This window comes from Jatrophihabitans sp. (assembly GCF_036388195.1).
Classification (GTDB): Bacteria; Actinomycetota; Actinomycetes; order Mycobacteriales; family Jatrophihabitantaceae; genus Jatrophihabitans_A.
Window position 1 is genome coordinate 1 of the sequence record NZ_DASVSG010000043.1, and the last position, 24,414, is coordinate 24,414.

The 24,414-nt window shown below is 69.2% G+C and carries 18 protein-coding genes; 14 read left to right on the forward strand and 4 right to left on the reverse strand.

Annotated elements, in window-relative coordinates; genetic code table 11:
- The 8 genes from murC to VF612_RS03960 all read left to right on the forward strand — a co-directional run.
- On the forward strand, window positions 1-1,315 hold a 1,315-nt coding region (gene murC / locus VF612_RS03925; protein ID WP_408658544.1), incomplete at its 5' end, for a UDP-N-acetylmuramate--L-alanine ligase.
- The gene (locus tag VF612_RS03930) at window positions 1,312-2,163 is read left to right on the forward strand and encodes a cell division protein FtsQ/DivIB (RefSeq protein WP_408658545.1); all 852 of its coding nucleotides are present in this window, start codon (window positions 1,312-1,314) and stop codon (window positions 2,161-2,163) included. The genes murC and VF612_RS03930, both read left to right, overlap by 4 nt.
- A gap of 363 nt (window positions 2,164-2,526) precedes the next feature.
- A complete protein-coding gene (ftsZ, locus tag VF612_RS03935; protein WP_408658546.1) occupies window positions 2,527-3,720 on the forward strand; it encodes a cell division protein FtsZ in 1,194 nt (397 codons plus the stop codon).
- A 15-nt stretch (window positions 3,721-3,735) separates the two neighbouring features.
- Complete coding sequence (locus VF612_RS03940) at window positions 3,736-4,476, forward strand: YggS family pyridoxal phosphate-dependent enzyme (RefSeq protein WP_408658547.1); 741 nt, start codon at window positions 3,736-3,738, stop codon at window positions 4,474-4,476.
- 43 nt (window positions 4,477-4,519) lie between these two features.
- Window positions 4,520-5,014 (forward strand): cell division protein SepF, encoded by a 495-nt coding sequence (locus VF612_RS03945; protein WP_408658548.1) that lies wholly within the window; start codon window positions 4,520-4,522, stop codon window positions 5,012-5,014.
- Window positions 5,015-5,054: 40 nt separating this feature from the next.
- Window positions 5,055-5,348, forward strand: coding sequence for a YggT family protein (locus tag VF612_RS03950; RefSeq protein ID WP_408658549.1), 294 nt, complete (start codon window positions 5,055-5,057; stop codon window positions 5,346-5,348).
- A gap of 227 nt (window positions 5,349-5,575) precedes the next feature.
- Window positions 5,576-6,484: a DivIVA domain-containing protein gene (locus VF612_RS03955; RefSeq protein WP_408658550.1), complete on the forward strand. Its 909-nt coding sequence runs from the start codon at window positions 5,576-5,578 to the stop codon at window positions 6,482-6,484.
- Between the two features lie 104 nt (window positions 6,485-6,588).
- The gene (locus tag VF612_RS03960) at window positions 6,589-7,359 is read left to right on the forward strand and encodes a hypothetical protein (protein ID WP_408658551.1); all 771 of its coding nucleotides are present in this window, start codon (window positions 6,589-6,591) and stop codon (window positions 7,357-7,359) included.
- 61 nt (window positions 7,360-7,420) lie between these two features.
- Here the strand turns inward: VF612_RS03960 and ileS are convergent, their stop codons facing one another.
- Complete coding sequence (ileS, locus tag VF612_RS03965; RefSeq protein ID WP_408658552.1) at window positions 7,421-10,552, reverse strand: isoleucine--tRNA ligase; 3,132 nt, start codon at window positions 10,550-10,552, stop codon at window positions 7,421-7,423.
- 507 nt (window positions 10,553-11,059) lie between these two features.
- Here ileS and VF612_RS03970 point away from each other — a divergent pair.
- From VF612_RS03970 to VF612_RS03980, 3 genes are all read left to right on the forward strand, one after another.
- Window positions 11,060-12,247, forward strand: a complete 1,188-nt coding sequence (locus VF612_RS03970; protein WP_408658553.1) for a TraR/DksA family transcriptional regulator — start codon at window positions 11,060-11,062, stop codon at window positions 12,245-12,247.
- 65 nt (window positions 12,248-12,312) lie between these two features.
- A complete protein-coding gene (gene lspA / locus VF612_RS03975; protein WP_408658554.1) occupies window positions 12,313-12,960 on the forward strand; it encodes a signal peptidase II in 648 nt (215 codons plus the stop codon).
- Window positions 12,953-13,882, forward strand: a complete 930-nt coding sequence (locus VF612_RS03980) for an RluA family pseudouridine synthase (protein ID WP_408658555.1) — start codon at window positions 12,953-12,955, stop codon at window positions 13,880-13,882. The genes lspA and VF612_RS03980 overlap by 8 nt, the downstream gene beginning before the upstream one ends.
- A gap of 33 nt (window positions 13,883-13,915) precedes the next feature.
- Here the strand turns inward: VF612_RS03980 and VF612_RS03985 are convergent, their stop codons facing one another.
- Window positions 13,916-14,266, reverse strand: a complete 351-nt coding sequence (locus VF612_RS03985; protein ID WP_408658556.1) for an antibiotic biosynthesis monooxygenase family protein — start codon at window positions 14,264-14,266, stop codon at window positions 13,916-13,918.
- A gap of 200 nt (window positions 14,267-14,466) precedes the next feature.
- Between VF612_RS03985 and dnaE the strand changes: the two genes are divergently transcribed.
- Together dnaE and VF612_RS03995 are read left to right on the forward strand one after the other, a co-directional pair.
- Window positions 14,467-18,027 (forward strand): DNA polymerase III subunit alpha, encoded by a 3,561-nt coding sequence (gene dnaE / locus VF612_RS03990; protein WP_408658557.1) that lies wholly within the window; start codon window positions 14,467-14,469, stop codon window positions 18,025-18,027.
- 60 nt (window positions 18,028-18,087) lie between these two features.
- A complete protein-coding gene (locus VF612_RS03995; RefSeq protein WP_408658558.1) occupies window positions 18,088-18,699 on the forward strand; it encodes a HAMP domain-containing protein in 612 nt (203 codons plus the stop codon).
- Window positions 18,700-19,802: 1,103 nt separating this feature from the next.
- On the opposite strand, the gene VF612_RS04000 is transcribed toward VF612_RS03995, so the two are convergent.
- A complete protein-coding gene (locus tag VF612_RS04000; protein ID WP_408658559.1) occupies window positions 19,803-22,391 on the reverse strand; it encodes a hypothetical protein in 2,589 nt (862 codons plus the stop codon).
- 295 nt (window positions 22,392-22,686) lie between these two features.
- On the opposite strand from VF612_RS04000, the gene VF612_RS04005 reads away from it, so the two are divergent.
- Entirely contained in the window at window positions 22,687-23,970 is a 1,284-nt protein-coding gene (locus VF612_RS04005) for an amidohydrolase family protein (protein ID WP_408658560.1), read from the forward strand.
- 94 nt (window positions 23,971-24,064) lie between these two features.
- On the opposite strand, the gene VF612_RS04010 is transcribed toward VF612_RS04005, so the two are convergent.
- The coding region (locus VF612_RS04010; protein WP_408658561.1) for a GyrI-like domain-containing protein at window positions 24,065-24,414 on the reverse strand (350 nt) is incomplete at its 5' end.

A 24,414-nucleotide genomic window follows, 5' to 3' on the forward strand; every position in this document is an offset into this window, starting at 1 on the left:
CCTGCTGGTGACCGGCTGCGAGAGCCGGGAGTCGGTGACCGTTCGGCAGCTGCGCGAGCTCGGCGCCGAGATCTCGATCGGGCACTCGCCGCAGCACCTGGAAACCTGTGACACCCTCGTCTACACCACCGCGATCGATCCCGAGGACGTCGAGCTGGCCGCCGGTCGCGAGCGCGGGCTGCGGGTGCTCCGCCGGGCCACCGCGCTGGCCACGATGATCAGCGGCAGCCGGTGCGTCGCGATCGCCGGCACCCACGGCAAGACCACCACCACCTCGCTGCTGGCCACCGCCGCGCTGGCCGGTGGGCTCGATCCCTCGTTCGCGATCGGGGCGAACCTGGCCGGCGCCGGGGTGAACGGGCGGGCCGGCGCCGACCCGCTGTTCCTCGTCGAGGCCGACGAGAGCGACGGCTCGTTCCTGCTGCTGTGGCCCGAGATCGCGGTGGTCACCAACGTCGAGGCCGATCACCTGGAGAACCACGGCGACCTGGAAGGGGTCTTCCGGGCCTTCGAGCAGTTCGTCGACCGGATCTGTCCGGGCGGCCAGCTGCTGTACTGCGCCGATGACGCCGGCGCCAGCAGGCTGGCCCGCTATGCCCGGGCCCGGGACGTCCGGGTGCGCGGCTACGGCGCCGGGCCGGACGCCGACATCCGGGTCACCGATATCCGCGAGCAGCCGGACGCGGTGGAGTTCACCGTGCACGGCATCGCCGCCGCCCCGGTCGAGGTCCGGCTGGGTTCGCTGGTCGGACGGCACATGGCGCTCAATGCCACCGCCGCGCTCGCCGTCGCGGTCGAGCTGGGCCTGTCGGCCGGCCAGGCCGCCGACAGCTGGCGGGGCTTTGCCGGCGTCCAGCGTCGCTTCGAGTTCCGGGGCGAGGCCGCCGGGATCCGGGTGTATGACGACTACGCCCACCACCCGACGGAGGTGCGTGCCCAGCTCGGCGCTGCCCGCGGGGTGCTGGCCGGGTCCGGGCGGCTGATCGCGATCTTCCAGCCCGGGACGTACAGCCGGACGCAGACGTTCGCCGCGGAGTTCGGCCAGGCGATGGCGCTGGCCGACGTCGCCGTGCTGATGGACATCTTTCCCGCGCGGGAGCGGCCCATCCCCGGGGTGACCGGAGCGCTGATCGCCGAGCAGGTCCCGTTGCCCGCCGACCGGGTGGTGTACGAGCCGGACTGGCATGCGGTCGCCGGCCGGGTGGCGGCGCTGGCCGAGCCCGGGGACGTGGTGCTGACCATGGGGATCGGCGACGTCCACCTGCTGTGCGCGGACATCCTCACCGAGCTCGCCGGACGGGGAGCGGACCGATGACCGGCCCGATGAGCCGTGGCCCCATGACCGAGGGCCCGAGAGCCGGCGGACCGATGAGCCGTGGCCCGGTAACCGACGACTCGATGACCGACGGCTCGATGACCAACGGCTCGATGACCAACGGCTCGCCGGCCGCCAGCTCGACGGCCCGGGGCATGGCCGGCCGGCTGGCCTCGATCCGCCCGGCGCGGTGGTGGTACTGGTGCGCGGCGGCCCTGGTGCTCGCGCTGCTGGTCTGGCTGGTGGCCTTCTCCAGCGTGCTGGGGGTCCGCACGGTCAACGTGGTCGGAGCCCGGACGCTGACCGCCGAGCAGGTCCGGGCCGCGGCCGGCATCCGCTCCGGAGCGCCGCTGGCCCGGCTCGACCTCGGCGCCATCCGTGCCCGGTTGAGCGCGGTCGCCCCGGTGCGCGCCGTCACGGTGAGCCGGTCCTATCCGGCCAGCGTGACCATCCGGATCACCGAGCGGGTGGCGATCGGCTACCGGCAGGTCGACGGTGGGCGGGTGGTGCTGGTCGACCGCGAGAGCGTGGCCTTCTCCACGGTCGCCGCGGCTCCGGCCGGCCTGCCGCGGCTGCTGGTTCCGGCCGAGGGCCCGCAGTCCACGGCCGCATCGGTGGTCGCCGGAGCGCTGCCCGCCACGATCCTGCGGTCGCTCAGCTCGATCTCGGCACCCAGCACGGAGTCGGTGACGCTGACCCTGCGGGACGGCCGGATAGTGCTGTGGGGCGGCATCGACCGCAGCGCCGACAAGGCGCGGCTGCTGACGGCGCTGCTGGGGCGTCCCGGCCACTACTTCGACCTCAGCGATCCGAGCGTGGTGACCAGCCGGACCGACCCCGGCAGCTAGCTGTAATGCCCAGCTGGGCTGTTGAGCGACGGACTCCTCCTCTCGTCGCCGACAGACCATGGGCCGGCAGTCCTTCGGCGGGTCGCTCTGCTCAGTGGCCGCCGGTCACCGCGGGGGAGCGCTCTAGCACGACATCCCGAGTCCCGTTCGAGCCCGACAGCGACGTGCCCGCGTCCTCAGCAGCAAGGATCGCCATTGTTTTGCGGCGTGTCACGGCGCGCCTGCGGGTGGCGGCGGCTCGGCGAACTACTTTTCAACTATCGCTCAGGTTGACATAACGTTAACGGTCTACTTGAGGGTGAGAGTTCACAGCAGTGCCCGACCACACCACCGAGATCGAAAGCCAAGCGAAGGACTCCCCACATGACCTCACCCCACAACTACCTCGCTGTGATCAAGGTCGTCGGTGTCGGCGGCGGCGGCGTGAACGCGGTCAACCGGATGATCGAGCAAGGCCTCAAGGGCGTCGAGTTCATCGCGGTGAACACCGACGCGCAGGCGTTGCTGATGTCCGATGCCGACGTCAAGCTCGATGTCGGCCGCGAGCTGACCCGCGGCCTGGGCGCCGGCGCGCAGCCCGAGGTGGGCCGCAAGGCGGCCGAGGACCACCGTGACGAGATCGAAGAGGTGCTCAAGGGCGCCGACATGGTCTTCGTGACCGCGGGCGAGGGCGGTGGCACCGGCACCGGCGGCGCCCCGGTGATCGCCAGCATGGCCCGCAAGCTCGGCGCGCTGACCATCGGCGTGGTGACCCGGCCGTTCTCCTTCGAGGGCAAGAAGCGCGCCACCCAGGCCGAGATCGGCATCGAGCAGCTGCGCGCCGAGTGCGACACGCTGATCGTCATTCCCAACGACCGGCTGCTGCAGATCTCCGATCCCAACGTCTCGGTGATGGACGCCTTCCGCAGCGCCGACCAGGTGCTGCTCTCCGGCGTCCAGGGCATCACCGACCTGATCACCACGCCCGGCCTGATCAACCTCGACTTCGCCGACGTCAAGAGCGTGATGAGCGGCGCCGGCTCGGCGCTGATGGGCATCGGCGCGGCGCGTGGCGAGGGCCGGGCCCGGGCCGCCGCGGAGATGGCGATCGCCAGCCCGCTGCTGGAGGCCAGCATGGACGGCGCGCACGGCGTGCTGCTGTCGATCTACGGCGGATCGGATCTGGGGCTGTTCGAGATCAACGACGCGGCCAGCCTGGTCGCCGAGTCCGCCCACCCGGACGCCAACATCATCTTCGGCGCGGTGATCGACGACACCCTCGGCGACGAGGTCAAGGTGACGGTCATCGCCGCGGGCTTCGACTCCGGCCAGCTGCCGTACAAGAAGGTGGAGATCCCCGCCCGGCGCGAGCCGGAGGCCCAGCTCGCCACCGTGTCGGCCGCGTCGGCGATGAACGGGGCCGCGCGCCCCGCGCCGTCCTTCGCGCCGAGTTCGGGCGCCAGCGCGTACGGCGCGGCCACCCCGAGCGCGGGGCCGGGCACCAGCTGGTCACCGGCCACCACCCGCAAGCCGGTCGAGCCGGACGAGGAATTGGATGTCCCCGACTTCCTCAAATAGGCCGGGCCAGCATCGATGACCTCGCCGGACGACCGGCTGGCCGAGCTGCGCGACAACCTGGCCGCGGTCCGTTCCCGGATCGCGCAGGGATGCGCGGCGGCCGGCCGGTCCGAGGACGAGATCACCCTGATCGCGGTGACCAAGTTCTTCCCGGCCAGCGATGCCGCGCTGCTGGCCCAGCTCGGCTTGACCGATCTGGGGGAGAACCGCGATCAGGACGCCTCGGCCAAGTCGGCCGAACTGGCTGCCCTGACCGAGGTGGCCGTCCGGTGGCACTTCATCGGGCAGCTGCAGACCAACAAGGCCCGGTCGGTGGCGCGCTATGCCGACCTGGTGCACAGCGTGGACCGGCAAGGCCTGGCGGACGCGCTGGAAGACGGCGCCCGGCGGGCGGACCGGCCGGAGTTGGACGTCCTGGTTCAGCTGAGCCTGGACCCCGAACCCGGCGCTGAACCCGGTCGGACGGGCCGCGGCGGCGGCGCGGCGGACGAGCTGATGCGGCTGGCTGACCGGGTCGCCGCATCCGAGGTCCTGCGGCTGGCCGGGATCATGGCGATCGCGCCGCTGGGTGGCGATCCCGACGAGGCGTTCAGCCACCTGGCCGAGGTGGCGCAGCGGCTGCGGGAGAGCCATCCGGCAGCCGGAATCGTCTCGGCCGGCATGAGTGATGACCTGGAAGCAGCGCTGCGACACGGCGCGACACACGTGCGGATCGGTACGGCGTTGCTCGGCCGCCGCGAACAACAATTCAGATAGCGTCGGCCCGCAGCAGCGGGAAGTACCTACACAGGAGGACGAAATGGCTACAGCCTTTCGGAAGATGGGCGTCTACCTCGGGCTCGTCGAGGATGACGACTACGCCGACGGCGGCGGCACGGAGTCCTACGGTGCGCTCGCGCGCGATCCGCAGTACCACCGGCGCGAGGTCGAGGTGGCCCCGGCGCGGGCCGGCTACGAGGCCGCCGGCCCGGAGGCTGACGGCTACGACGACTACGACGCCACGTACGAGCAACCCCCGCAGCGCATCACCACCCTGCACCCGCGCACCTACAACGAGGCCAAGACCATCGGCCTGCAGTTCCGCGCCGGAACGCCGGTGATCATGAACCTGTCCGAGATGGACGACGCCGACGCCAAGCGGCTGGTCGACTTCGCGGCCGGATTGACCTTCGGATTGCACGGCAGCATCGAGCGGGTCACCCCCAAGGTGTTCCTGCTCAGCCCGCACAATGTCTCGGTGACCGCGGCCGACAAGCAGCGGATCGTCGAGGGCGGCTTCTACAACCAGAGCTGAAGCGTGGGCGTCGCTGCCGCGCGAGTGCCAGAATGGACCCATGACGACGTTCTGGGCCGCGATCGGCCTCGCCCTGCTGGTGTTCTACCTACTGGTGATCGCCCGGCTGATCGTAGAGACCACCCGTAGCTTCGCCAGGTCATGGCGCCCGGCTGGCGCCGCGGCGATCGGCCTCGAGGCCGTGTACACCGTGACCGATCCGCCGATGAAGTTGCTGCGCCGGCTGATCCCGCCGTTGCGTCTCGGTGGCGTGAGCTTCGATATGAGCGTGATCGTCCTGTTGATTCTCATCTGGATCCTGCGCGCGATCGTGGCCTCGCTGGCCGCCGGCTGACCCACTGCGCGCCTGCCCGGCAGGCTGTCAGGACAAGACTTCGGCCCTGTTTGGCCACTCGTGCGGTATGACCCCGGCCAGGGTCGCTATCCTGCCTACGCACTGATTTACGTAGTCGGTGCGAGCGGCGCCGCAACTTCGCCGGCGCCGCGTCTTGCAAGCCTGTCCGTTCGCACGCCAAGGACGGCCCTCCCCTGGGCCTTCCGCACTCCACATGAGGTGACTCGATGCCTTTGACACCCGCCGAAGTCCACAACGTGGTCTTCAAGAAGCCCCCGATCGGCAAGCGCGGGTACGACGAAGAAGAGGTCGACGCCTTCCTCGACATCATCGAGGTCGAACTCGCCCGCCTGATCGAGGAGAACGCGGACCTCAGGGACCGCTCGTCCGGCGGCGCGCCGGCTGCGGACGGTTCGGTGCTGGCCGCGGCGCGCGAGGAGAACCGCAATCTCACCGCCCGGATCGGCGAGCTCGAGTCGGCGCTGACCCAGGCCAAGCAGCCCTCGGCCAACCAGAACGACTCGGCTGCGCTGACCGCGGCGCACGAGGAGAACCGCAAGCTCACCGCCCGGATCGGCGAGCTGGAAGCCGCGGTCAACCAGGCCCGGCAGGCGGCTACCCAGGCGCAGCAGGAGCTGGCCGCCGCCAAGAGCGCCACGCCGGCCGCCGCCGGCGCCGCCGCCGCTGGCGGGGTCAACCAGCTCAGCCAGGCCGAGCGGGTGCTCGCGCTGGCGCAGCAGGCAGCCGACGAGCAGACCGCGGCCGCGCGGGCGCACTCGGAGAAGACGATCGCCGAGGCCAAGGCGCACCAGGAGCGGGTGCAGGCCGAGGCCCGCGCCTTCCACGAGAAGACCATCGCCGAAGCCCAGTCGCGTGCCGAGCAGCTGGACCGGGACTCGCGCGCCAAGGCGGCGGGCACGGTGCAGGAAGCGGAGCAGCGCGCCAACCAGATCACCAGCCAGCTCGAGCAGCGCAAGGCCGCGCTGGAGAAGCGGCTGGAGGAGTTGCGCACCTTCGAGCACGAGTACCGGTCGCGGCTCAAGAGCTACCTGGAGTCCCAGCTGCGGGACCTGGACACCAGCACCCGCGCGGAGCCGGTCCAGGCCTCCAGCGGCTCGGACAAGCAACAGGGCTGAGGCCCGACCGGCGATCTCGGGCGAGCGGATATGCCTGGCTACGGCGTGGCGCCTGGCGATGACGACGCTCGCCGCGACGTGGCGCTAGACCGGGAGGCCGGGACGTGCAGGTAGTGGTCTTGCTGCTGCTCGTCGCCGGCCTGGCGCTGCTCGTGCTGGGCTTGATCACCGGCAGCACCCCGCTGGTGGTGGCCTCGATCGCGGCAAGCCTGCTGGCTGGCATGGCGATCCTGCGCTATCGCCGCCAACAGGAGAGCGGCGATGCCGGGGCGTCTTCACGCGGGACGCGGGACGGCGCTGCCGGTCAGGCGCGGGACGGCGCTCAGGTGCGGACGCCCGCGCGGGTGCCGGTGCTCGCCACGGTGGCCGGCGAACCGGCCCGGGGCTCCGCTGCCGGGGCAGCGGTTTCCGTGCCGCCGGTGGCCGCGTCGCCGGTGGCCGTGCCGCCGGTGGCCGCGTCGCCGGTTGCCGTGCCACCCGCGCACGCAGCCGCGCCAGCCCCCGCGGCCGAGCCTGCCAACTCAGCCGAGCCCAAGCACCTTGCCCATGCCGAGGACTTGGCCGGGCGCGGCGACCCAGCCGGACCGGGCGGCCCGGACGAGTTCGACCACCCAGCCGGGCCGGGTGAGCCGGTCGAGTCCGACGATCCAGCCGACCCAGAGCCTGCCGAGGCCGACACCGATCCGCCCTTGCGCAGCCGGGGCGACGAGCCGGTCTGGGTGATCGACGGCCGGCCGCGCTACCACCTGCCCGGCTGCGCCTTCCTGATCGGCCGCGAGCCGGAGCCGGAGCCGGTGCCGCTGCGCCAGGCCGTCGAGGACGGGTTCACCCCCTGCGCGCTGTGCGACCCGGACACCGGGCTGGCCGCCGGCTGAAAACCGGCCCGGCTGAGAACCGCCCCCAGCCGACCTGGCCGAGCGAGCACCCAGAGCTGGCTCAGCCGGTCCTGGCCAGCCAGAGGTGCAGCCCGAGCTCGTCGTCACCGGCGGCGAAGAAACCGTCCGCGTCTGCCGGGCTGCCCTCGGAGACGGAGGTTGCCAGCACCTCGCCGGCCAGCTCCTTCGAGTGCTCCCGGATCGCCTGGGCCGGCTCCGGGGAGCCACCGACCGTCCAGTGCAGCGTGATCCGGTCGGTGACGTCGAAACCGGCGTTCTTGCGGGCGTCCTGCACGATCCGGATCACCTCCCGCAGCAGCCCCAGTCGGCGCAGCTCGGCGGTGAGCTCGAGATCCAGCGCCACCGTCTCCGGCCCGGAGCTCTCCACCGCCCAGCCCGACACGGGTGCCTCGCTGATCAGCACCTCCTCGGCGGTGACGTCCTCGTCCAGCGCGGGCAGCCGCATCGATCCGGTCTCCCGCAGCGAACGGGCCAGCTCCGCCGGGTCGACGGCGGTGATCGCCGCGGCTGCCTCCTTCGTCCGGGAGCCGAACCGCTTGCCCAGCGCGCGGAAGTTCGGCTTGACCGTGACGTTGACCAGATCCTCGGCGCTGGCCAGCTCGGCGAGCTCGACGACATTCAGCTCGTCGGCCACCTCTTGGCGCAGCTGCTCGGGCAGGGCGGCCCAGCCGTTGGCCGAGATCAGCGCCCTGGCCAGCGGTTGCCGGGTCTTGACCCCGGACCCGGCCCGCGCCGCCCGGCCCAGCTCGACCACCCGGCGCACCAGTGAGACCTGGGCAGACAGCGCCGGATCGGTCGCCGCGGCGGTGTCCGGCCAGGCCGCCAGGTGCACCGACTCCACGCCGGTGGCTTGAGCGAACAGCGCCTGCCAGACCCGCTCGGTGACGAACGGCACGAACGGCGCCAGCAGCCGGGTCAGGATGTCCAGGCAGTCGTGCAGGGTCTGCAGCGCTGCCGGGTCGCCGTCCCAGAACCGGCGGCGGGAGCGCCGGACGTACCAGTTGGACAGGTCGTCGATCAGCCCGGACAGCGCCCGGCCGGCCCGGGCCGGGTCATAGGCCTCCAGGGCGGCGTCCACCTCGGCGGCGACCCGGTTGGCCTCGGCGAGCGCCCAGCGGTCCAGCACCGACTGCTCGCCGACAGCGGCACCCGGCGTCCAGCCGTTGGCCCGGGCGTAGAGGGACTGGAACGACGCGATCGACCAGTACGTCCGCAGCACCTTGGAGGCGATCTCCTCCAGGTTCTTGTGCCCGACCCGGCGGGCCGACCACGGCGAGCCGCCGGCCAGCATGAACCAGCGCACCGCGTCCGCGCCGTGCCGGTCCATCAGCGGGATCGGCTCCAGGATGTTGCCCAGGTGCTTGCTCATCTTGCGCCCGTCCTCGGCCAGGATGTGGCCCAGGCACACCACGTTGCGGTAGCTGGACTGGTCGAACACCAGGGTGCCGATCACCATCAGCGTGTAGAACCAGCCGCGGGTCTGGTCGATCGCCTCGGAGATGAAGTCGGCCGGGTAGTTCTGCCGGGCCAGCTCGGCGTTGCGGTGCGGCGCCCCGAACTGGGCGAACGGCATCGAGCCCGAGTCGAACCAGCCGTCGATGACCTGCGGCACCCGGGAGAACGTCCCGGGCACCCCGGGCAGCGTGAAGGTCGGGACGTCGACGAAGGGCCGATGCGGGTCCAGGTCGCTGAGGTCGGACCCGGTCAGCTCCGACAGCTCGGCGAGCGAGCCGACGCAGACCAGCCGGCTAGGGTCGGAGTCGTTGCGCCAGATCGGCAGCGGGGTGCCCCAGTACCGGTCTCGGGACAGCGCCCAGTCGATGTTGTTGTCGAGCCAGTCGCCGTAGCGGCCGTGCTTGATCGTGTCGGGGTGCCAGTTGGTGGCCTCGTTCTGGGCGATCAGCTCGGCCTTGCGCTCGGTGGTCCGGACGTAGAACGACGGCAGCGCGTAGTACATCAGCGGCGTGTGGCAGCGCCAGCAGTGCGGGTAGGAGTGCTCGTAGCCCAGGTGCTTGACCAGCAGGCCGCGCCGGGTCAGGTCGGCGACCAGCTTGTCGTCGGCGTCCTTGAAGAACATCCCGCCGACCTCGGGCACCTCGGGCAGGAAGTGCCCGTCCCTGCCGACCGGGTTGACCACCGGGATGCCGTACCTGCGGCAGGTCGCCAGGTCATCGGCGCCGAAGGCCGGCGACTGGTGCACCAGGCCGGAGCCGTCGTCGGTGGTGACGTAGTCGGCCAGCACCACGTAGTGCGCCGGGTTGTCCGCGTCCCCGACCTCGACGTAGTCGAAGGGCGCCTGATAGGTCCAGCGCTCCATCTCCCGGCCCTGGTAGCTGCCGACGGTCTCGGTGCCCGGCGGCAGCTGCGCGCTGGCCGCGCCACCGAGGAAGGTGACCAGCGTGTGGCCCTCGGGCGTCCGGACGACGGAGTAGGTGACCTCGGGATTGACCGCGACGGCGGAGTTGGACACCAGCGTCCAGGGCGTGGTGGTCCAGACCAGCAGGTCCCCCTGCCCGGCCAGCGGCCCGGACGTCAGCGGCAGCCGCACGTACACCGAGGGGTCGACCACGGTCTCGTAGCCCTGGGCCACCTCGTGGTCGGACAGCCCGGTGCCGCACCGCGGGCAGTACGGGGTCACCCGGTGGTCCTCGACCAGCAGGCCCTGGTCGAAGATCTGCTTCAGCGCCCACCACACCGACTCGATGTACTCGCGGTTCATCGTCCAGTAGGCGTTGTCGTAGTCGGCCCAGTACCCCATCCGCTCGCTCATGGCGGTGAACAGGTCGACGTTGCGCTGCACCTCGGCCCGGCACTGGGCGTTGAACTCGGCGATGCCGTACCGCTCGATGTCCGGCTTGCCGGTGAAGCCCAGCTGCTTCTCCACGGCTAGCTCGACCGGCAGGCCGTGGCAGTCCCAGCCGGCCATCCGGGGCACCGAGTAGCCCTTCATGGTCTTGAAGCGGGGAAAGAGGTCCTTGAAGACGCGCGCCTCGATGTGGTGGGTGCCCGGCGTGCCGTTCGCGGTCGGCGGGCCCTCGTAGAAGACGTAGGACGGCCCGCCGGTGGTCTGCGCCAGGCTCTTGGCGAAGACCTTGTGCTCACGCCAGAAGGCGATCACCTCGTGGTCGTTCGCAGCCAGATCCACGTGGGCGGGCAGGGCCTGGTAGGCCATCGCGGGACTCTCCTTCGCCGGACTTGCCGATCTGGGGTCAGACCGGCCATTCGGTGAAGGGACGACAGCGGGTGCTGCCGCGGTACCACCCCTCTTGGCACCCCGCTGGGATGCCCGCTCTGGTGCTGCGCTCGGTTCTACTCACGACGGTCGGTCGCTTTCTTCCGAAGCTCGGAGGTGATTTCGCCGCCCGGCGCTCACCGCTGGGCTCGCACCATCCCCAGCTCGCTCCTGGCTTGCCACCGGCGCTACTTGTCCTCGTCGACGCCTGCTGAGCATTCTACGTGGTGCCGCCAGCGATATGCGCCGACCGAGCGTCCTGCGAATCGATCGCCCGGACGAGCGCTTTGTATGACGGTCGTGAGGCATGGGGGCTTAGGGGCGACGGATGGCGGATGGCGGCGCCTCGGCGTGCCCGCTACCGCCCGGTTCGGCCACCCCCTATTCTGGCGGCCTTGCCAGAGTCGGCGCCGGTCGCCGGCAGCGGCACGGGCGAAAGGGGCCGCTATGGCGGGCGTGCGAGGACGGATCGGCGCGGCGCTGCGGCGAGCCGGGGACATGTCGGCAGCGGCGGCCAGCAAGGTCACGGCCAGCGGCAAGGGCACCGTCAGCAAGGTCACCGCTGGCAAGGTGGCCGCTGGCAAGGTGGCCGGCCGGGTGGCCAAGACGACGGAACCGGCTGCCTCGGCGTCGAAGGGTGCTGGGGTTGAGGGTGCTGGGGTTAAGGGTGCTGCAGCCAAGAACGCGCCCGTCAAGAGCGTGCCGGCCAAGAGCGCGCCGGCCAAGAGCGCGCCTGTCAAGAAGATGGCGGCGGTGAAGGCATCTCCCGCCAAGGTCCCGGCCACCTCCGTTCCCTCGAAGGCGCCTGCTGCCAAGGCGCCTGCTGCCAAGGCGCCTGCTGCGACTGCAGTTGCTACGAAAGCGCCTGCCACGAAGACGCCTGCCACGAAGACGCCTGCCACGAAGACGCCGGTTACGAAGGCACCGGCCAAGAGCGCACCCGCAGCCACGAAGGCGGCCGCCAAGTCCACTCCCGCCGCCAAGAAGGCTCCGGCTACCAAGGTGGCCGCTGCCAAGAAGGCTCCCGCAACGAAAGCGCCCGCGAAGACGGCGCCGGCTACGAACGCACCGGCTTCGAAGGCGCCGGCCGCCAAGGCGCCAACTACCAAGGCGCCAGCCAAGAGCGCGCCCGCAGCCAAGAGCGCGCCGGCCGCCAAGGCGCCGGTCAAGAGCACGCCGGCCGCCAAGACGGCGGCCAAGAGCGCGCCCCCAGCCAAGGCCGGTTCCGCGCCGGCAACCAGCGCCGACGCCGACACCACACCTCGGACCGGCTCGGAGCTGAGCGCTGCCGACCTGGCCGAGATCCGGTCCCGGCTGCAGGGCGAGCTGGCCGAGATGCAGCTGGAATACGACAAGTCGATGAGTCAGCTGGATGAGCTGCGGCACTCCCAGGACGGCGCGGGCGATGACCAGGCCGACGCCGGCGCCAAGGCGTTCGAGCGTGACCAGGAGCAGTCGATCGCGGCCAACCGGCAGCTGCTGATGAGCCAGATCGAGCACGCCATCGAGCGGATCGACTCCGGCACGTACGGAATCTGCGAGGACTGCGGCAAGCCGATTCCCAAGGCCCGGCTCCGGGCGCTGCCGATGGCGACCCTGGACGCCGAGTGCAAGGCCAAGGCCGAACGGCGCTGACCACGAGACGGCCGGGCTGAGGGCTGGCGGCAGCCGCCCTGGCGACGATGCGCGAGAATGGGCGGGTGACCAACCCTCGACCGGCTGATTCCGAGCAGCTCGCCGTCCGGGCGCCAGGCACCAGGATGCGGCTGTTCTTCGGCGCCGCGCTGGTCGCCCTGACCGCCGATCTGGTCAGCAAGGTCTTGGTGGTGGCCCATATCGAACAGACCGATCCCGGGATCCGGCTGCTGGGTGGCGCGCTGTACCTGGTGCAGGCGCGCAACAGCGGAGCGGCCTTCTCGGTGGGCACCGGGGCGACCATCGTGCTCACCGCGATCTCGATCATCGTCATTGCCATCGTGCTGCGGGCAGCGCGCCGGCTGACCTCGTCCGGTTGGGCGGTGGCGCTCGGGCTGGTGCTCGGCGGCGCGATGGGCAACCTGGTGGACCGGCTGTTGCGGTCGCCGTCGCCGGGCAGGGGCCACGTGGTGGACTGGATCTCGGTGCTGGCCAACGACGGCCACGTCTGGCCGATCTTCAACCTGGCCGATTCGGCGATCGTGACGGGCGCCGTGCTGGCGGTGCTGCTGTCGCTGCGCGGCGTCGAGTTCAGCTCCGCGCCCGGTCGTCCGGCGGACGAGCCCGCAGTGCCGTCGGAGGACTCCGCAACGCCGTCGGACGATCCCGTCGAACCACCGAAGGATCCCGTCGAGCGCAGGTCGCATGACTGACGCCCGGATGCTGCCGGTCCCCGACGGGTTGGACGGCCTGCGGCTGGACGTGGCGCTGTCCCGGCTGTTCGGGCTGTCCCGGACGGCGGCCGCCGGCCTGATCGACGACGGCGCGGTCACCCTGGACGGGACCAGCCCGGGCCGGTCGGAGAAGGTCCGCGGCGGGTCCTGGCTGGAGATCAGCATTCCCGAGCCGGTGGACCTGGCCGCCGCGCCGCCCCGGGCGGTGGACGGGCTGACCATCCTGCATTCCGACGACGACCTGGTGGTCATCGACAAGCCGGTCGGCGTCGCGGCGCATCCCAGCATCGGCTGGGACGGCCCGACCGTGACCCAGGGGCTCGCGGCGATGGGCATCCGACTGTCCACCTCGGGCGCGGCCGAGCGGCAGGGCATCGTGCACCGGCTGGACGCCGGCACCACCGGAGTGATGGTGGTGGCCCGCAGCGAGCGTGCCTACACCGCGCTCAAGCGGGCGTTCAAGGAGCGCACGGTGGAGAAGCTGTACTCCGCGCTGGTGCAGGGCCACCCCGATCCGAGCAGCGGAACGATCGACGCGCCGATCGACCGGCACCCGTCCTCGGACTGGAAGTTCGCGGTGGTGGCCGGCGGGCGTCCCAGCGTCACCCACTACGAGACGGTGCAGGCCTACCGGGCCGCATCGCTGCTGGACGTGCGGCTGGAGACCGGACGCACCCACCAGATCCGGGTGCACATGGCCGCCCTGCGCCATCCCTGCTGCGGCGACACCGTCTACGGCGCCGATCCGGTGCTGAGCCGGCGGCTGGGGCTGGACCGGCAGTGGCTGCATGCCCGCTCGCTGTCGTTCGAGCACCCCGGCACCGGACAGCGGCTGACGGTGGTGTCGCCGTTCCCGGCCGACCTGCAGCACGCCCTGGACGTCCTGGAATCGCAGGACTGACGCAGGCATCAGTCGCCAGAGGACGTTCCGCCGCTAGGAGGCCGAGCCACCCGCGGAGCCACCGGCCACGACGTAGGACCACAGCTCGCTGCTGACCCCGACCGGCCTCTTCGGTGGCTCGCCGCCGGCCTCGGAGGCATGCGGTCCCTCCGATCGGTGGCCCTGGCCGAACGCCGGCCCGGTGGCCCAGGCGTTGAAAGCCTCCTCGTCCCGCCAGCGGGTGATGACCAGCCAGGTGGTCCGGCCGTCGGTCGGCTGCAGCAGCTCGAAGCCCTCGAAGCCGTCCTGATCGTCGACCGCGCCAGCCCGCGCGGCGAATCGCTTGGCGAGCTCGTCACCGCTGTCGGCGGCCACGGTAATCGCGTTGATCTTGATGATGGACATGGCCTCATGCTGTCACAGCGGGCCGACAGAACTCACTCCTCCCGACACTCCATGGGGGCTGGGTAGCGACTCTCAAGAACAGGTCGAGGGACTCGCGGACCGGCCTGGCGCCACGTTGTCAGTGCCGGGGTGCAGAATCGGAATCCGCTGGCCAGCCCCGCAGGACGGGCGCCACCCGAACGAAGGACGTGGGCACCGCTGTGACCGTTACCAGACAGTCCGACTCCTTCGTTCACCTGCACGTGCACACCGAGTACTCGATGCTCGACGGCGCCGCCCGGCTCGACGACCTGTTCGCCGAGACCGCCCGGATGGGCATGCCCGCGGTGGCCATGACCGACCACGGCAACGTCTTCGGCGCCTACGACTTCTACAAGAAGGCCAAGCTGCACGGCGTCAAGCCGATCATCGGCATGGAGGCCTACCTCACCCCGAACACCCACCGCGGCGACCGGACCCGGGTCCGGTGGAACGCCGGCGGCGAGGACGACGTCTCGGGCAGCGGCGCGTTCACCCACATGACCCTGCTGGCCGAGAACACCGCCGGCATGCACAACCTGTTCCGGCTCGCCAGCCGGTCCAGCCTCGAAGGCTTCTTCTACAAACCCCGGGCCGACCGGGAGCTGCTCAACGACTACGCCAGCGGCCTGATCGCGACCACCGGCTGCCCGTCCGGGGAGATCCAGACCTGGCTGCGGATCGGCAACTACGACAACGCGCGGCGGAGCGCCGCCGAATTCCGGGACATCTTCGGCAAGGACAACTTCTTCCTGGAGTTGATGGATCACGGCCTCGGCATCGAGACCCGGGTCCGGGACGGCCTGCTCAGGCTGGGCAAGGACCTGGGCCTGCCGATGCTGGCGACCAACGACCTGCACTACACCCGGGCCGAGGACGCCGACGCCCACGAGGTGCTGCTGTGCGTCCAGTCCGGCAAGACCATGCAGGACCAGAACCGGTTCAAGTTCGACGCCAAGGACTTCTACCTCAAGTCCCCGGCCGAGATGCGCTCGCTGTGGGCGGACAAGTACGAGCTGCGCGAGGCCTGCGACAACACCCTGCTGATCGCCGAGCGGTGCGAGATCTCCTTCGACGAGTCCAAGAGCTACATGCCCCGGTTCCCGGTGCCCGAGGGCGAGGACGAGACCTCCTGGTTCGTCAAGGAGACCGAACGCGGCCTGCATGCCCGCTATCCGGACGGCATTCCGGCCGCGGTACGGCAGCGGGCCGACTTCGAGGTCTCGGTGATCACCCAGATGGGGTTCCCCGGCTACTTCCTGGTGGTCGCCGACTTCATCAACTGGGCCAAGGAGAACGGCATCCGGGTCGGTCCCGGCCGCGGCTCGGGCGCCGGCAGCATGGTCGCCTACGCGATGCGGATCACCGACCTGGACCCGCTGCAGCACGGGCTGATCTTCGAGCGGTTCCTCAACCCCGACCGGGTCTCGATGCCCGACTTCGACGTGGACTTCGACGAGCGCCGGCGCGGCGAGGTGATCCGCTACGTCACCGACAAGTACGGCGACGAGCGGGTCGCCCAGATCGTCACCTACGGCACCATCAAGGCCAAGCAGGCGGTCAAGGACGCCGCCCGGGTGCTCGGCTACCCGTTCGCGATGGGCGACCGGATCACCAAGGTGATGCCGCCGCCGGTGATGGGCAAGGACGTCCCGCTCTCGAAGATCTTCGACCCCACCCACAACCGCTACGGCGAGGGCGGGGAGTTCCGGTCGCTGTACGACGCCGACGCCGAGGTCAAGCGGGTCGTCGACACCGCCAAGGGCCTGGAAGGACTCAAGCGGCAGTGGGGCGTGCACGCCGCCGGCGTCATCATGTCCAGCGAGCCGCTGATCGACCTCATCCCGATCATGCGCCGCGAGGCCGACGGCGCGATCATCACCCAGTTCGACTACCCGTGCTGCGAGAGCCTCGGGCTCATCAAGATGGACTTCCTGGGGCTGCGCAACCTCACCATCCTCGACGACGCGGTCGACAACATCCGGGCCAACCGCGGCATCGAGCTGGTGCTGGAAACCCTGCCGCTGGATGACAAGGCGACCTACGAGCTGCTGACCCGCGGCGACACGCTCGGGGTGTTCCAGCTGGACGGCGGGCCGCTGCGGGCGCTGCTGCGCTCGATGCGGCCGGACAACTTCGAGGACATCTCCGCCGTCATCGCGCTGTACCGGCCGGGGCCGATGGGCGCGGACTCGCACAACAAGTACGCCAACCGCAAGAACGGCCGGGAGCCGGTGGTGCCGATCCACCCGGAGCTCGCCGAGCCGCTGGCCGAGGTCCTCAGCGACACCTACGGCCTGATCGTCTACCAGGAGCAGGTCATCTCGATCGCCCAGTCGCTGGCCGGCTACACCCTCGGCGGCGCCGACCTGCTGCGGCGGGCGATGGGCAAGAAGAAGAAGTCCGAGCTGGACGCCCAGTACGAGAAGTTCTCCGCGGGCATGGCGGCCAACGGCTACTCCGCCGCCGCCGTCAAGACGCTCTGGGACATCCTGGTGCCGTTCTCCGACTACGCCTTCAACAAGGCGCACTCGGCCGCCTACGGGATGCTGTCGTACTGGACCGCCTACCTCAAGGCCAACTACCCGGCCGAGTACATGGCCGCGCTGCTCACCTCGGTCAAGGACGACAAGGACAAGATGGCGGTCTACCTTGCCGAGTGCCGCCGGATGGGCATCCGGGTGCTGCCGCCGTGCGTGAACTCCTCCGATGCCAACTTCACCCCGACCGGCAGCGACATCCGGTTCGGCCTGTCGGCGGTGCGCAACGTCGGCGGCAACGTGGTGGTGTCGGTGACCACCTGCCGCAAGGCCAATACCGCCTTCACCGACTTCGCCGACTACCTGCGCAAGGTCGATGCGGTGGCCTGCAACAAGCGCACCGTCGAGGCGCTGATCAAGGCCGGGGCCTTCGACTCCCTGGGACATCACCGCAAGGGCCTGATCCAGGTGTACGAGGCCGCGATCGACACGGTGCTCAGCACCAAGCGCGCCGAGGCGATCGGCCAGTTCGACCTGTTCGGCTTCGACGACGATGCCGGGGCTGGCCTGGGGGACATGTTCGCCGTCCGGGTGCCCGAGGGGGAGTGGGACAAGTCGGTGCTGCTGAACTTCGAGCGCGAGATGCTCGGCCTCTACGTCAGCGACCATCCGCTGCTGGGCGTCGAGCACATCCTGCGCTCGGAGGCCGAGGTCAGCATCGCCGATCTGCAGACCGAGGCGGTCAAGGACGGCGAGAAGGTGACGGTGGCCGGCATCCTGTCCAGCGTCACCCGGCGGATGACCAAGGACGGCAAACCCTGGGCCCAGGTGGTGCTGGAGGATCTCGAGGGCTCCGTCGAGGTGCTGTTCTTCCCGGCGTCCTACGCCCAGGTCGGCCTGCAGATCGCCGAGGACGCGATCGTGGTGATCAACGGCCGGGTGGACGCCCGGGAGGACACCATCCGCATCATCGGCTCGGACCTGATGCTGCCCGACCTGACCAAGGGGATGGACGGCCCGCTGCGGCTGGTGATGAACCAGCAGCAGTGCCGGCAGGCGATCGTGGAGAACCTCAAGGAGATCCTGCGCTCGCACCCGGGACCGACCCCGGTCGAGATCCAGCTGACCTTCGGCCAGCAGCTGCGGACCACGCTGCCGGACTACCGGGTGACACCGTCGCAGGGGCTGATGGGTGACATCAAGGCGCTGCTCGGGCCGAACGCGATCGGCGACCAGCACGTCGGAAGCTCGCCGGGTCGCTGAGGGTTCGTCGCTTGGGTCCGTGGCGGAAACTTGCCGGGGCCTGCGAACGTTGAGAAGGACATGAGCGAGCAGATCAGCCCCCGGTGGTCGTCAGGGTCTCGCGGCAACCCGCAATGGCCCTTCTTTGAAGAGGTCCCGGTGTCCGGCGAGCATCCGGTCATCGAGGTGGGCAACATCGGCCCGGGCTCGGCGGCCAGCCAGGCGGTGCTGCGCCGGTACCTGCTGACCCGGGCGCTGGGCAGCTCCATCGTCAACGCCGTCCAGTGGACCGGTGTCGTGGTGCTGCTGCTCGCTGGGCTGAGCTGGCTCGGCGACCAGAAGCTGCTGGCGGTGCTGCTCGGCCTGGTCGCGCTGGTGATTCTGGCGGTTCGCGGCGTGCTCAGCGCTCTTGCCCGCCGGCTCTCGGGAGCCAGCAGGCTGGGGCCGCTGGAGCCCCGGGTGGCCGCCCTGGTCACCCGAACCCGTCGGGAGCTGCGCCGCGAGCTGCGCCGGGTCGGGCTGCCGGGCGTGCCGTGGGCGCCGATCCTGATCGTCTGGCGGCTGGTGCGGCCCCTGAAGCGCGTGCGCACGATGGCCTCGCTGAGCCGGGTGGACCTGACCAAGGTGGTGCCGCCCAGCCAGGTGGATGAGCTGCAGATCCTGCTGAGGCAAGCGCCGTTCGGCCGCTTCTAACCCGACTGCCACGAACTGGTGCGCGCCTGAACCGCAGTAGTGCAATGATCGGCCATCTGCAGGCGGCTATTGGACGCGGTGCGCGACGACCCAGGTCGGCATTGCGAACGGTGAGTAGTCCTGATGGGGCTTAGGACCTGGGCGGGCCGCCGTCGGCGGGCCAATGCTGGCCGGCGCGGCGACATCCATCGTAACGCTGCCGGTTCCGGTGCCAACCCGAGCCTGCGGAGGAAATTGGTGGTAGCCAGCCGAAGGGGGCGCATTCGACGCCGGAGCTTCACGCCATCGCTCGACGACCTCAGGCACGCATTACCGGTGACTTGGCGAAATTGCCCCTCGTGACCCCGCGATCAGCAAGGTTGGTTGGTACCGGAGTCTGCTTCTAAGCGTGGCGTGCTGGCATGTCAGGCTTCGGGGGTCGGCTTCGCAGATTCAGCGACTAAGTCACTGATGGCCACAGTCGCGAGTCTGAGATCTCCGCGCTCCTTGCCTTTGAGAAACAGCGCAAAATCCCCCGTCGTGTGGAAATGATCAGAGTCGGTCGAGTGCTGGAGCTGCCCATAGCTCTTGCCAGGGCATGCGTTGCGTTCTTGCGCTCCAACGCGCCTGCAACGCCTGGTAGCGGGTCGTCGGACTCATATGCGCCCAGTATTTCGGAATACTCGAACCGCTCTGCGACAGGCTTCGGAATCATGCCTTTCAACCAACTAACGATGACAGCTGAGTCCGCGATCAGCACGGTGGCGTCGGTGGCGTTTCGCTGGCCACGATTGAGGCCATCGCTTAGACCTTTGAGTACATGTTGAGGACGTTCACCTGATCGGAGGAGCGCTAGGGCTGCCGATTCAACCTTGGACATGAGACCCCTTACTAAGCTGATGAAGCAGGTGCGGCAGGATAAGTAGGGACGCGCTCCGCGTCGTGGTCGTTCGCTCGTAGGTACATCCTTACTCGAAGCCGTCTGAAGGGCCAACCATAACGGTTTTGGATTGACAGCGTGCTGCTTTGACACTAGGGGCAGATTCGCTAGTTATTGCGCCTTGCTTGCCTAACGTGGGTGTGTGTTTGTCGCGGCAGACAGCTAGCCTTTAGAAGTCATGGCTTCAACGGTCCGAGCTGAGCTGATTCCGTGCGCGATCAACGATCCGTCCCAGCAGGTCGAGCCAGCGGGCGCGTACGACTTCGTACGGCTCAAGCCATTGCGCTACAGCCATGGGAACGGGATGTCCGATTTCTTCGAGGAGAATTTCCACGGGAGTCCACGTCGAGGTACGAAATGGCACAAGCAGCGTAAGGTGGTGGGCTTCCCGCGCAGTGTCGTCATCCTGCGCGGCCCACGCACGAAGCGCCAGGGCTTGGCCCTGAGCGCGGTAAGGTTGATGGCGCCGACCGCTGAGTTCCGCAAGTTCTGCCATGCAGGCGGAAAACACGTCCTCGTCGAACAGGTGGGTCTCGGCGAGAACACCAAGGCTGTCGGCCCGGGCTCCGTCATGGCCCACGCGAACTGCTATGTCGTACACTTCCTGAATATCAGCCTCGTTGACTCCGGCCTCGCGATGTTGTGCGATGAGCCAGTCACCAAGCAATTCGACCTGGAAGCGCCGGCTGCGTGCGCGCTCGACTCGCTCCCGTAAATTCTCTGCCGCGCCCTCGAAGTCACCGTGATTTCGTCTGATCACAGCACGCAGCAAATGAAGCTGCGAATCCGTGAGATTTTCAACGTGGCTTGTTGCGTCCTGATAACGCCGTGCGAGCCGAAGTGTCACAGCCAACTGATAGCGATACAGCGACGGTCGGTCGTCGAAATCGGCGATGAGTTGCTCGAATTGGTCGAGGGCCTCCTCGGTGCGCCCCGCCTTACGAAGGTCGTATGCTCGCCACAGGCCGGCCGTAGATGCGATTGCGCTTCGTCGATCGATCAGGGCACCCATTGCGGCCGTGACGTCTTCTGCGTCTGCACGTGCGCGCAGTTGCAGGAACTGCAAGGTAGCGACCAGATCTTGGTCCGCCGCGTCGGGTGCGCGCACTGCGATCCGAGTCGATAGATCCCGAATGTTCGGCGAACGCCGGATGGCATCGATAAGCCAGGGCGCGAAGGTGCCGTTCTCGGTCGCGACGTTCAGGCCGAGCGCCAACGAGTCGATCGCTCCGAGATCGTCAGCGGCGTTCATGGCACTTTCGAAGCGCGAGGCGGCTTCAGTCAGAGCTCGATTCGCCCGCTCGCGCCAATCGGATTCGCTCCATCCGCCCACCACCGCAGAGCCGGCTTCCCGGACCAAGGCGCGAAGTTTGTCGTGGATCCGGTGCGGGTACACGCTCCCGGGATTTGTGCGGATGAATTCCTTTTTCAAGAGCTGTTCCACAGCCCCATGCGTCAGCTGGCCTGCGGCAGCCACGAAGTTCGTGTCGAAATAAGGGAGCAGACACGCAGTCCTGAACGCATCCGCCACTGGAGCAGGCAGATCGCGCAAGAGCCGCTCGACCAACTTCGGGAGGGGACCCGCGAGATCGGCCGCCGTAAGCAAACGACCCGGCGAAGATCGCTCGATCGCAACCGCGACGATAGTGTCCAGGTGTAGCGGCCACCCATCCGATGTCTCGGCAAGTTGGGCAATCAGGATGTCTTCAACCGCGATGTCGTTCCGCGCGAACGAAGTACGCAGGAACAACTCAGCGTCCACTACCGATAGGTTGCCTATGCGGTGCTGACGGGGCTCATCCAGCGGTGGGGATTCGGTGGAGAGCAATGGCCACGCCTTGGCGCCAAGCACCGCCAAATCGGTTGATGAGGGTTCGTGCCATCTTAGACTGTCTCTACCAGTTATGACAAATAGGAAATAGGGCAGCCGAGACACCAGCCTGTTAAGTGTGCCTTCTCCCAGATGCGTCTCGCCTGGTATCTGTAGTCGATCCATATGATCGACGAATATGACGATCAGTGGCCTCTTTTCTGGCTCCATTCGATCGATTTGCTCACTAAGCATGAACGCAATACGACCGGCGACCAAGGCGATTTCCTCGACCGAGCCAGAAAGCGATTCACAATCTTTCACCAGCTCGGCGAGCTCGGGATAGTCGTTGAGAGTCTTCCGCGCCCGCGACCGTGCGTGAGCGGTCTTCAACACGAACTGACCGGCGCCGAACGTAGCGGCGCCGAGGCCTCCGGAGATAGCAACATCGGCCCCTGCGATCACATCACCGACCAGGCCGGCAAGGACGTCTGACAGAGTCGTCGAGCCAGCGCGAGGTGTCCGCAGCCGCAACTCGACACCGGGGCGCAGCGATCGGTGGAACGAGCCGAAGGCGAGGTCAAATGCCGGCCAGGTCGACTCTAGTCGGCCGAGTTGTCGCCGGAGTTCTATGAGCAGGGGAAGAGGGTCGAGTCCGCCGTGAGAGTCATTGACATCCCACCGGACGATCGCGCTGACGGCAGTCTCGGGGGCCTCGCCCCATCCCGACGTAGTCTCCCCCTCAGGGTCGATCCAGTCAGCAAGATGCCGGGAGAGGTCGGTTTTGCCAACCCCGCCATGCCCGTAGAACGTGAGTACGTTCCGTAGAACGGTGGAGCTGACGCGATTGGAGTTCATTCGTTCGCGGTGCTGCCGCAGCGCATTCCGCAGCACCGTCGCCTCATCGACACGATCAATGAATATCTTGTGATCGCTGGCGTCCAGTCGATCTGGATTATCCATTGAGTTTCCTGTTCTGATGAGTGAATGCTTCGCGGCAATCTACTCGATTCCGGGGCACCGTCGAGCATGCATGTACCTGGTTCGGCCACGGATCCAATGACACCCGCACGGCTAATGGCTCGCACCCGCTGCAACGCCCACTTCAGGCCAGTTCCGATCGTCCAGTGTGTTCAACGCTCTGCCGACTCTGTAGAGGGCGTATCGCGCCCTCGGAAGCGACTTCTGGATCCCGACTCCCAGATAACCCGGCTAGGCGAGGCTTTTGTTCACCTTTCTGCCTTGCGAGGATGGGGCGGTGACCGACCAAGATCAGCCGCCGCCCGGCCGGCGTGGTGTGCGGTTGCGGGCAGCGCTGGCGGATCGGGCCAGGACCGGGCTGGGGCTGATCCTGTCCCGGCGGCTCAAAACCGGCGCCGTCCCCAGCCGTGGCGTCGCCTTCGTCGGCACCGTCTGGACCGGTGGCGCCGACGAGCCCAGGTTCGAAATGGTGGTCCTCGACGGCGCCGGCCGGGTCGCCGACATCCGCGCCGAACGCTCCGGCCTGCCCAGCGACCTGCTCGTGCTGGGCGGGGTAAGCCACTGGGTGGTGCCCGGCATCACCGATGCCCATGTGCACCTGAGCCCGCCGACCGACGGCACAACCGAACCCCTGAGCACCGGCCTGGAGACCGGGCTGGTCGGCATCCGCGACCTGGCGGCCCCACTGCGACAGGCGCTGCGCTGGCGCACCGGGCACCAACCACCGCCACCCGGCTGGCCGGTGGTCGCGGTCAGCGGTCCGGTGCTGATCGCTCCCGGCGGATATCCCGCCTCCTGCTGGGCCGGCGACGGCGACACCGAGTTCGTGAACTCACCGGTGCAGGCCCGCTGGGCGGTGCAGCGGCTTGCCGCCGACGGGATGGACGTCATCAAGCTCGGCCTCGACCCCGGTCCCCACGCCCGGCCGGTGCCGCCACCGGCGGTGGTCCGCGCCGTGGTGAACGCCGCCCACGACGCCGGGCTCGCGGTGGTGGCCCACGCCCTGAGTGTCGAGCTGGTCAGCCGCGCCGTCGACGCCGGGGTGGACGAACTGGCGCACATCCCGACCGAACGGCTGCCCGCCGACCTGATCGAGCGCATCGCCGGCAGCGGGATCAAGCTCACCTCGACCCTGCAACGGTTCTTCTCCGAAGGCTTCGGACGCGACGCAGCAGCCAACGCAGCCGACCTGGTGGCGGCCGGGGCGACGCTGCTCTACGGCACCGACGGCGCAGACCAAGGCCGCTCCGGGGCCGTCCCTGCCGTGGACCCGCGCGAGCTGGACCGGCTAGCCGCCGCCGGGCTCGGCCGGCTGGGAGCCTTGCGCGCAGCCACCGAGCACAGCGCCGGAGCCGCCGGGATGCGTCGGCGGACCGGCCGGCTGCGGGTCGGCGAGCCGGCCGCGCTGGTGCTGCTGCCGGCCAGCCCGCTGGTCGAGCCGGGTGTCTGGCGGACGCCGAGCGCGGTGTTCGCCGACGGGCGGCTCACCGTCAGCCCCAACGCGCCCAGCCACCGAGCCGCCCGGCCGATCGCGCCCGCAGCCGGGCAGCCAGCCACCTGACCGCCGACCTGCTGCCACCACGGCCGCCCCCGCTCGGGGCACCTTGCCGGACGCAGCGCGATGGTGGCTGGCGTCCCAGCGCGTCGCCCTGTTCTCAATCGGGTCGGGTTGCGACGGGTTGGCGCAGGATCGTCCTCAGCTTGGCGGGTTCGGTCTTGCGGAAATCAGAAAGGTAGATCTCGTGGTGGCGTCCTCGTGGCAGGAGCCCGTGGGCGGGCAGGTACTCGGCATGCAGGCGCTCGAGTGTCGGGCCCTCATCGTCATAGGAGCCGACGTGCAAGATCTGCGCGCTGCGGCCCTCGGCGTAGCGCTCGAAGCGAATCAGGCTCAGCGTCGGCAACCCCTTCCGCTCTGCGGCGGTCAGAGCTTCATCGACGATCTCGCGGGTGATCCAGTCGGGCTGGGCGATCATCATCGTCCAGTCCCATGCGCCCTTGTCGCGGG

What these genes read in the sequence shown, in the direction of transcription:
- VF612_RS03930 (WP_408658545.1), top strand. Translation starts at nt 1,312, where the DNA reads ATGACCGGCCCGATGAGCCGTGGCCCCATGACCGAGGGCCCGAGAGCC.
- ftsZ (WP_408658546.1), top strand. Translation starts at nt 2,527, where the DNA reads ATGACCTCACCCCACAACTACCTCGCTGTGATCAAGGTCGTCGGTGTC.
- VF612_RS03940 (WP_408658547.1), top strand. Translation starts at nt 3,736, where the DNA reads ATGACCTCGCCGGACGACCGGCTGGCCGAGCTGCGCGACAACCTGGCC.
- VF612_RS03945 (WP_408658548.1), top strand. Translation starts at nt 4,520, where the DNA reads ATGGCTACAGCCTTTCGGAAGATGGGCGTCTACCTCGGGCTCGTCGAG.
- VF612_RS03950 (WP_408658549.1), top strand. Translation starts at nt 5,055, where the DNA reads ATGACGACGTTCTGGGCCGCGATCGGCCTCGCCCTGCTGGTGTTCTAC.
- VF612_RS03955 (WP_408658550.1), top strand. Translation starts at nt 5,576, where the DNA reads ATGCCTTTGACACCCGCCGAAGTCCACAACGTGGTCTTCAAGAAGCCC.
- ileS (WP_408658552.1), bottom strand. Translation starts at nt 10,552, where the DNA reads ATGGCCTACCAGGCCCTGCCCGCCCACGTGGATCTGGCTGCGAACGAC.
- VF612_RS03970 (WP_408658553.1), top strand. Translation starts at nt 11,060, where the DNA reads ATGGCGGGCGTGCGAGGACGGATCGGCGCGGCGCTGCGGCGAGCCGGG.
- VF612_RS03980 (WP_408658555.1), top strand. Translation starts at nt 12,953, where the DNA reads ATGACTGACGCCCGGATGCTGCCGGTCCCCGACGGGTTGGACGGCCTG.
- VF612_RS03985 (WP_408658556.1), bottom strand. Translation starts at nt 14,266, where the DNA reads ATGTCCATCATCAAGATCAACGCGATTACCGTGGCCGCCGACAGCGGT.
- VF612_RS03995 (WP_408658558.1), top strand. Translation starts at nt 18,088, where the DNA reads ATGAGCGAGCAGATCAGCCCCCGGTGGTCGTCAGGGTCTCGCGGCAAC.
- VF612_RS04000 (WP_408658559.1), bottom strand. Translation starts at nt 22,391, where the DNA reads ATGGATAATCCAGATCGACTGGACGCCAGCGATCACAAGATATTCATT.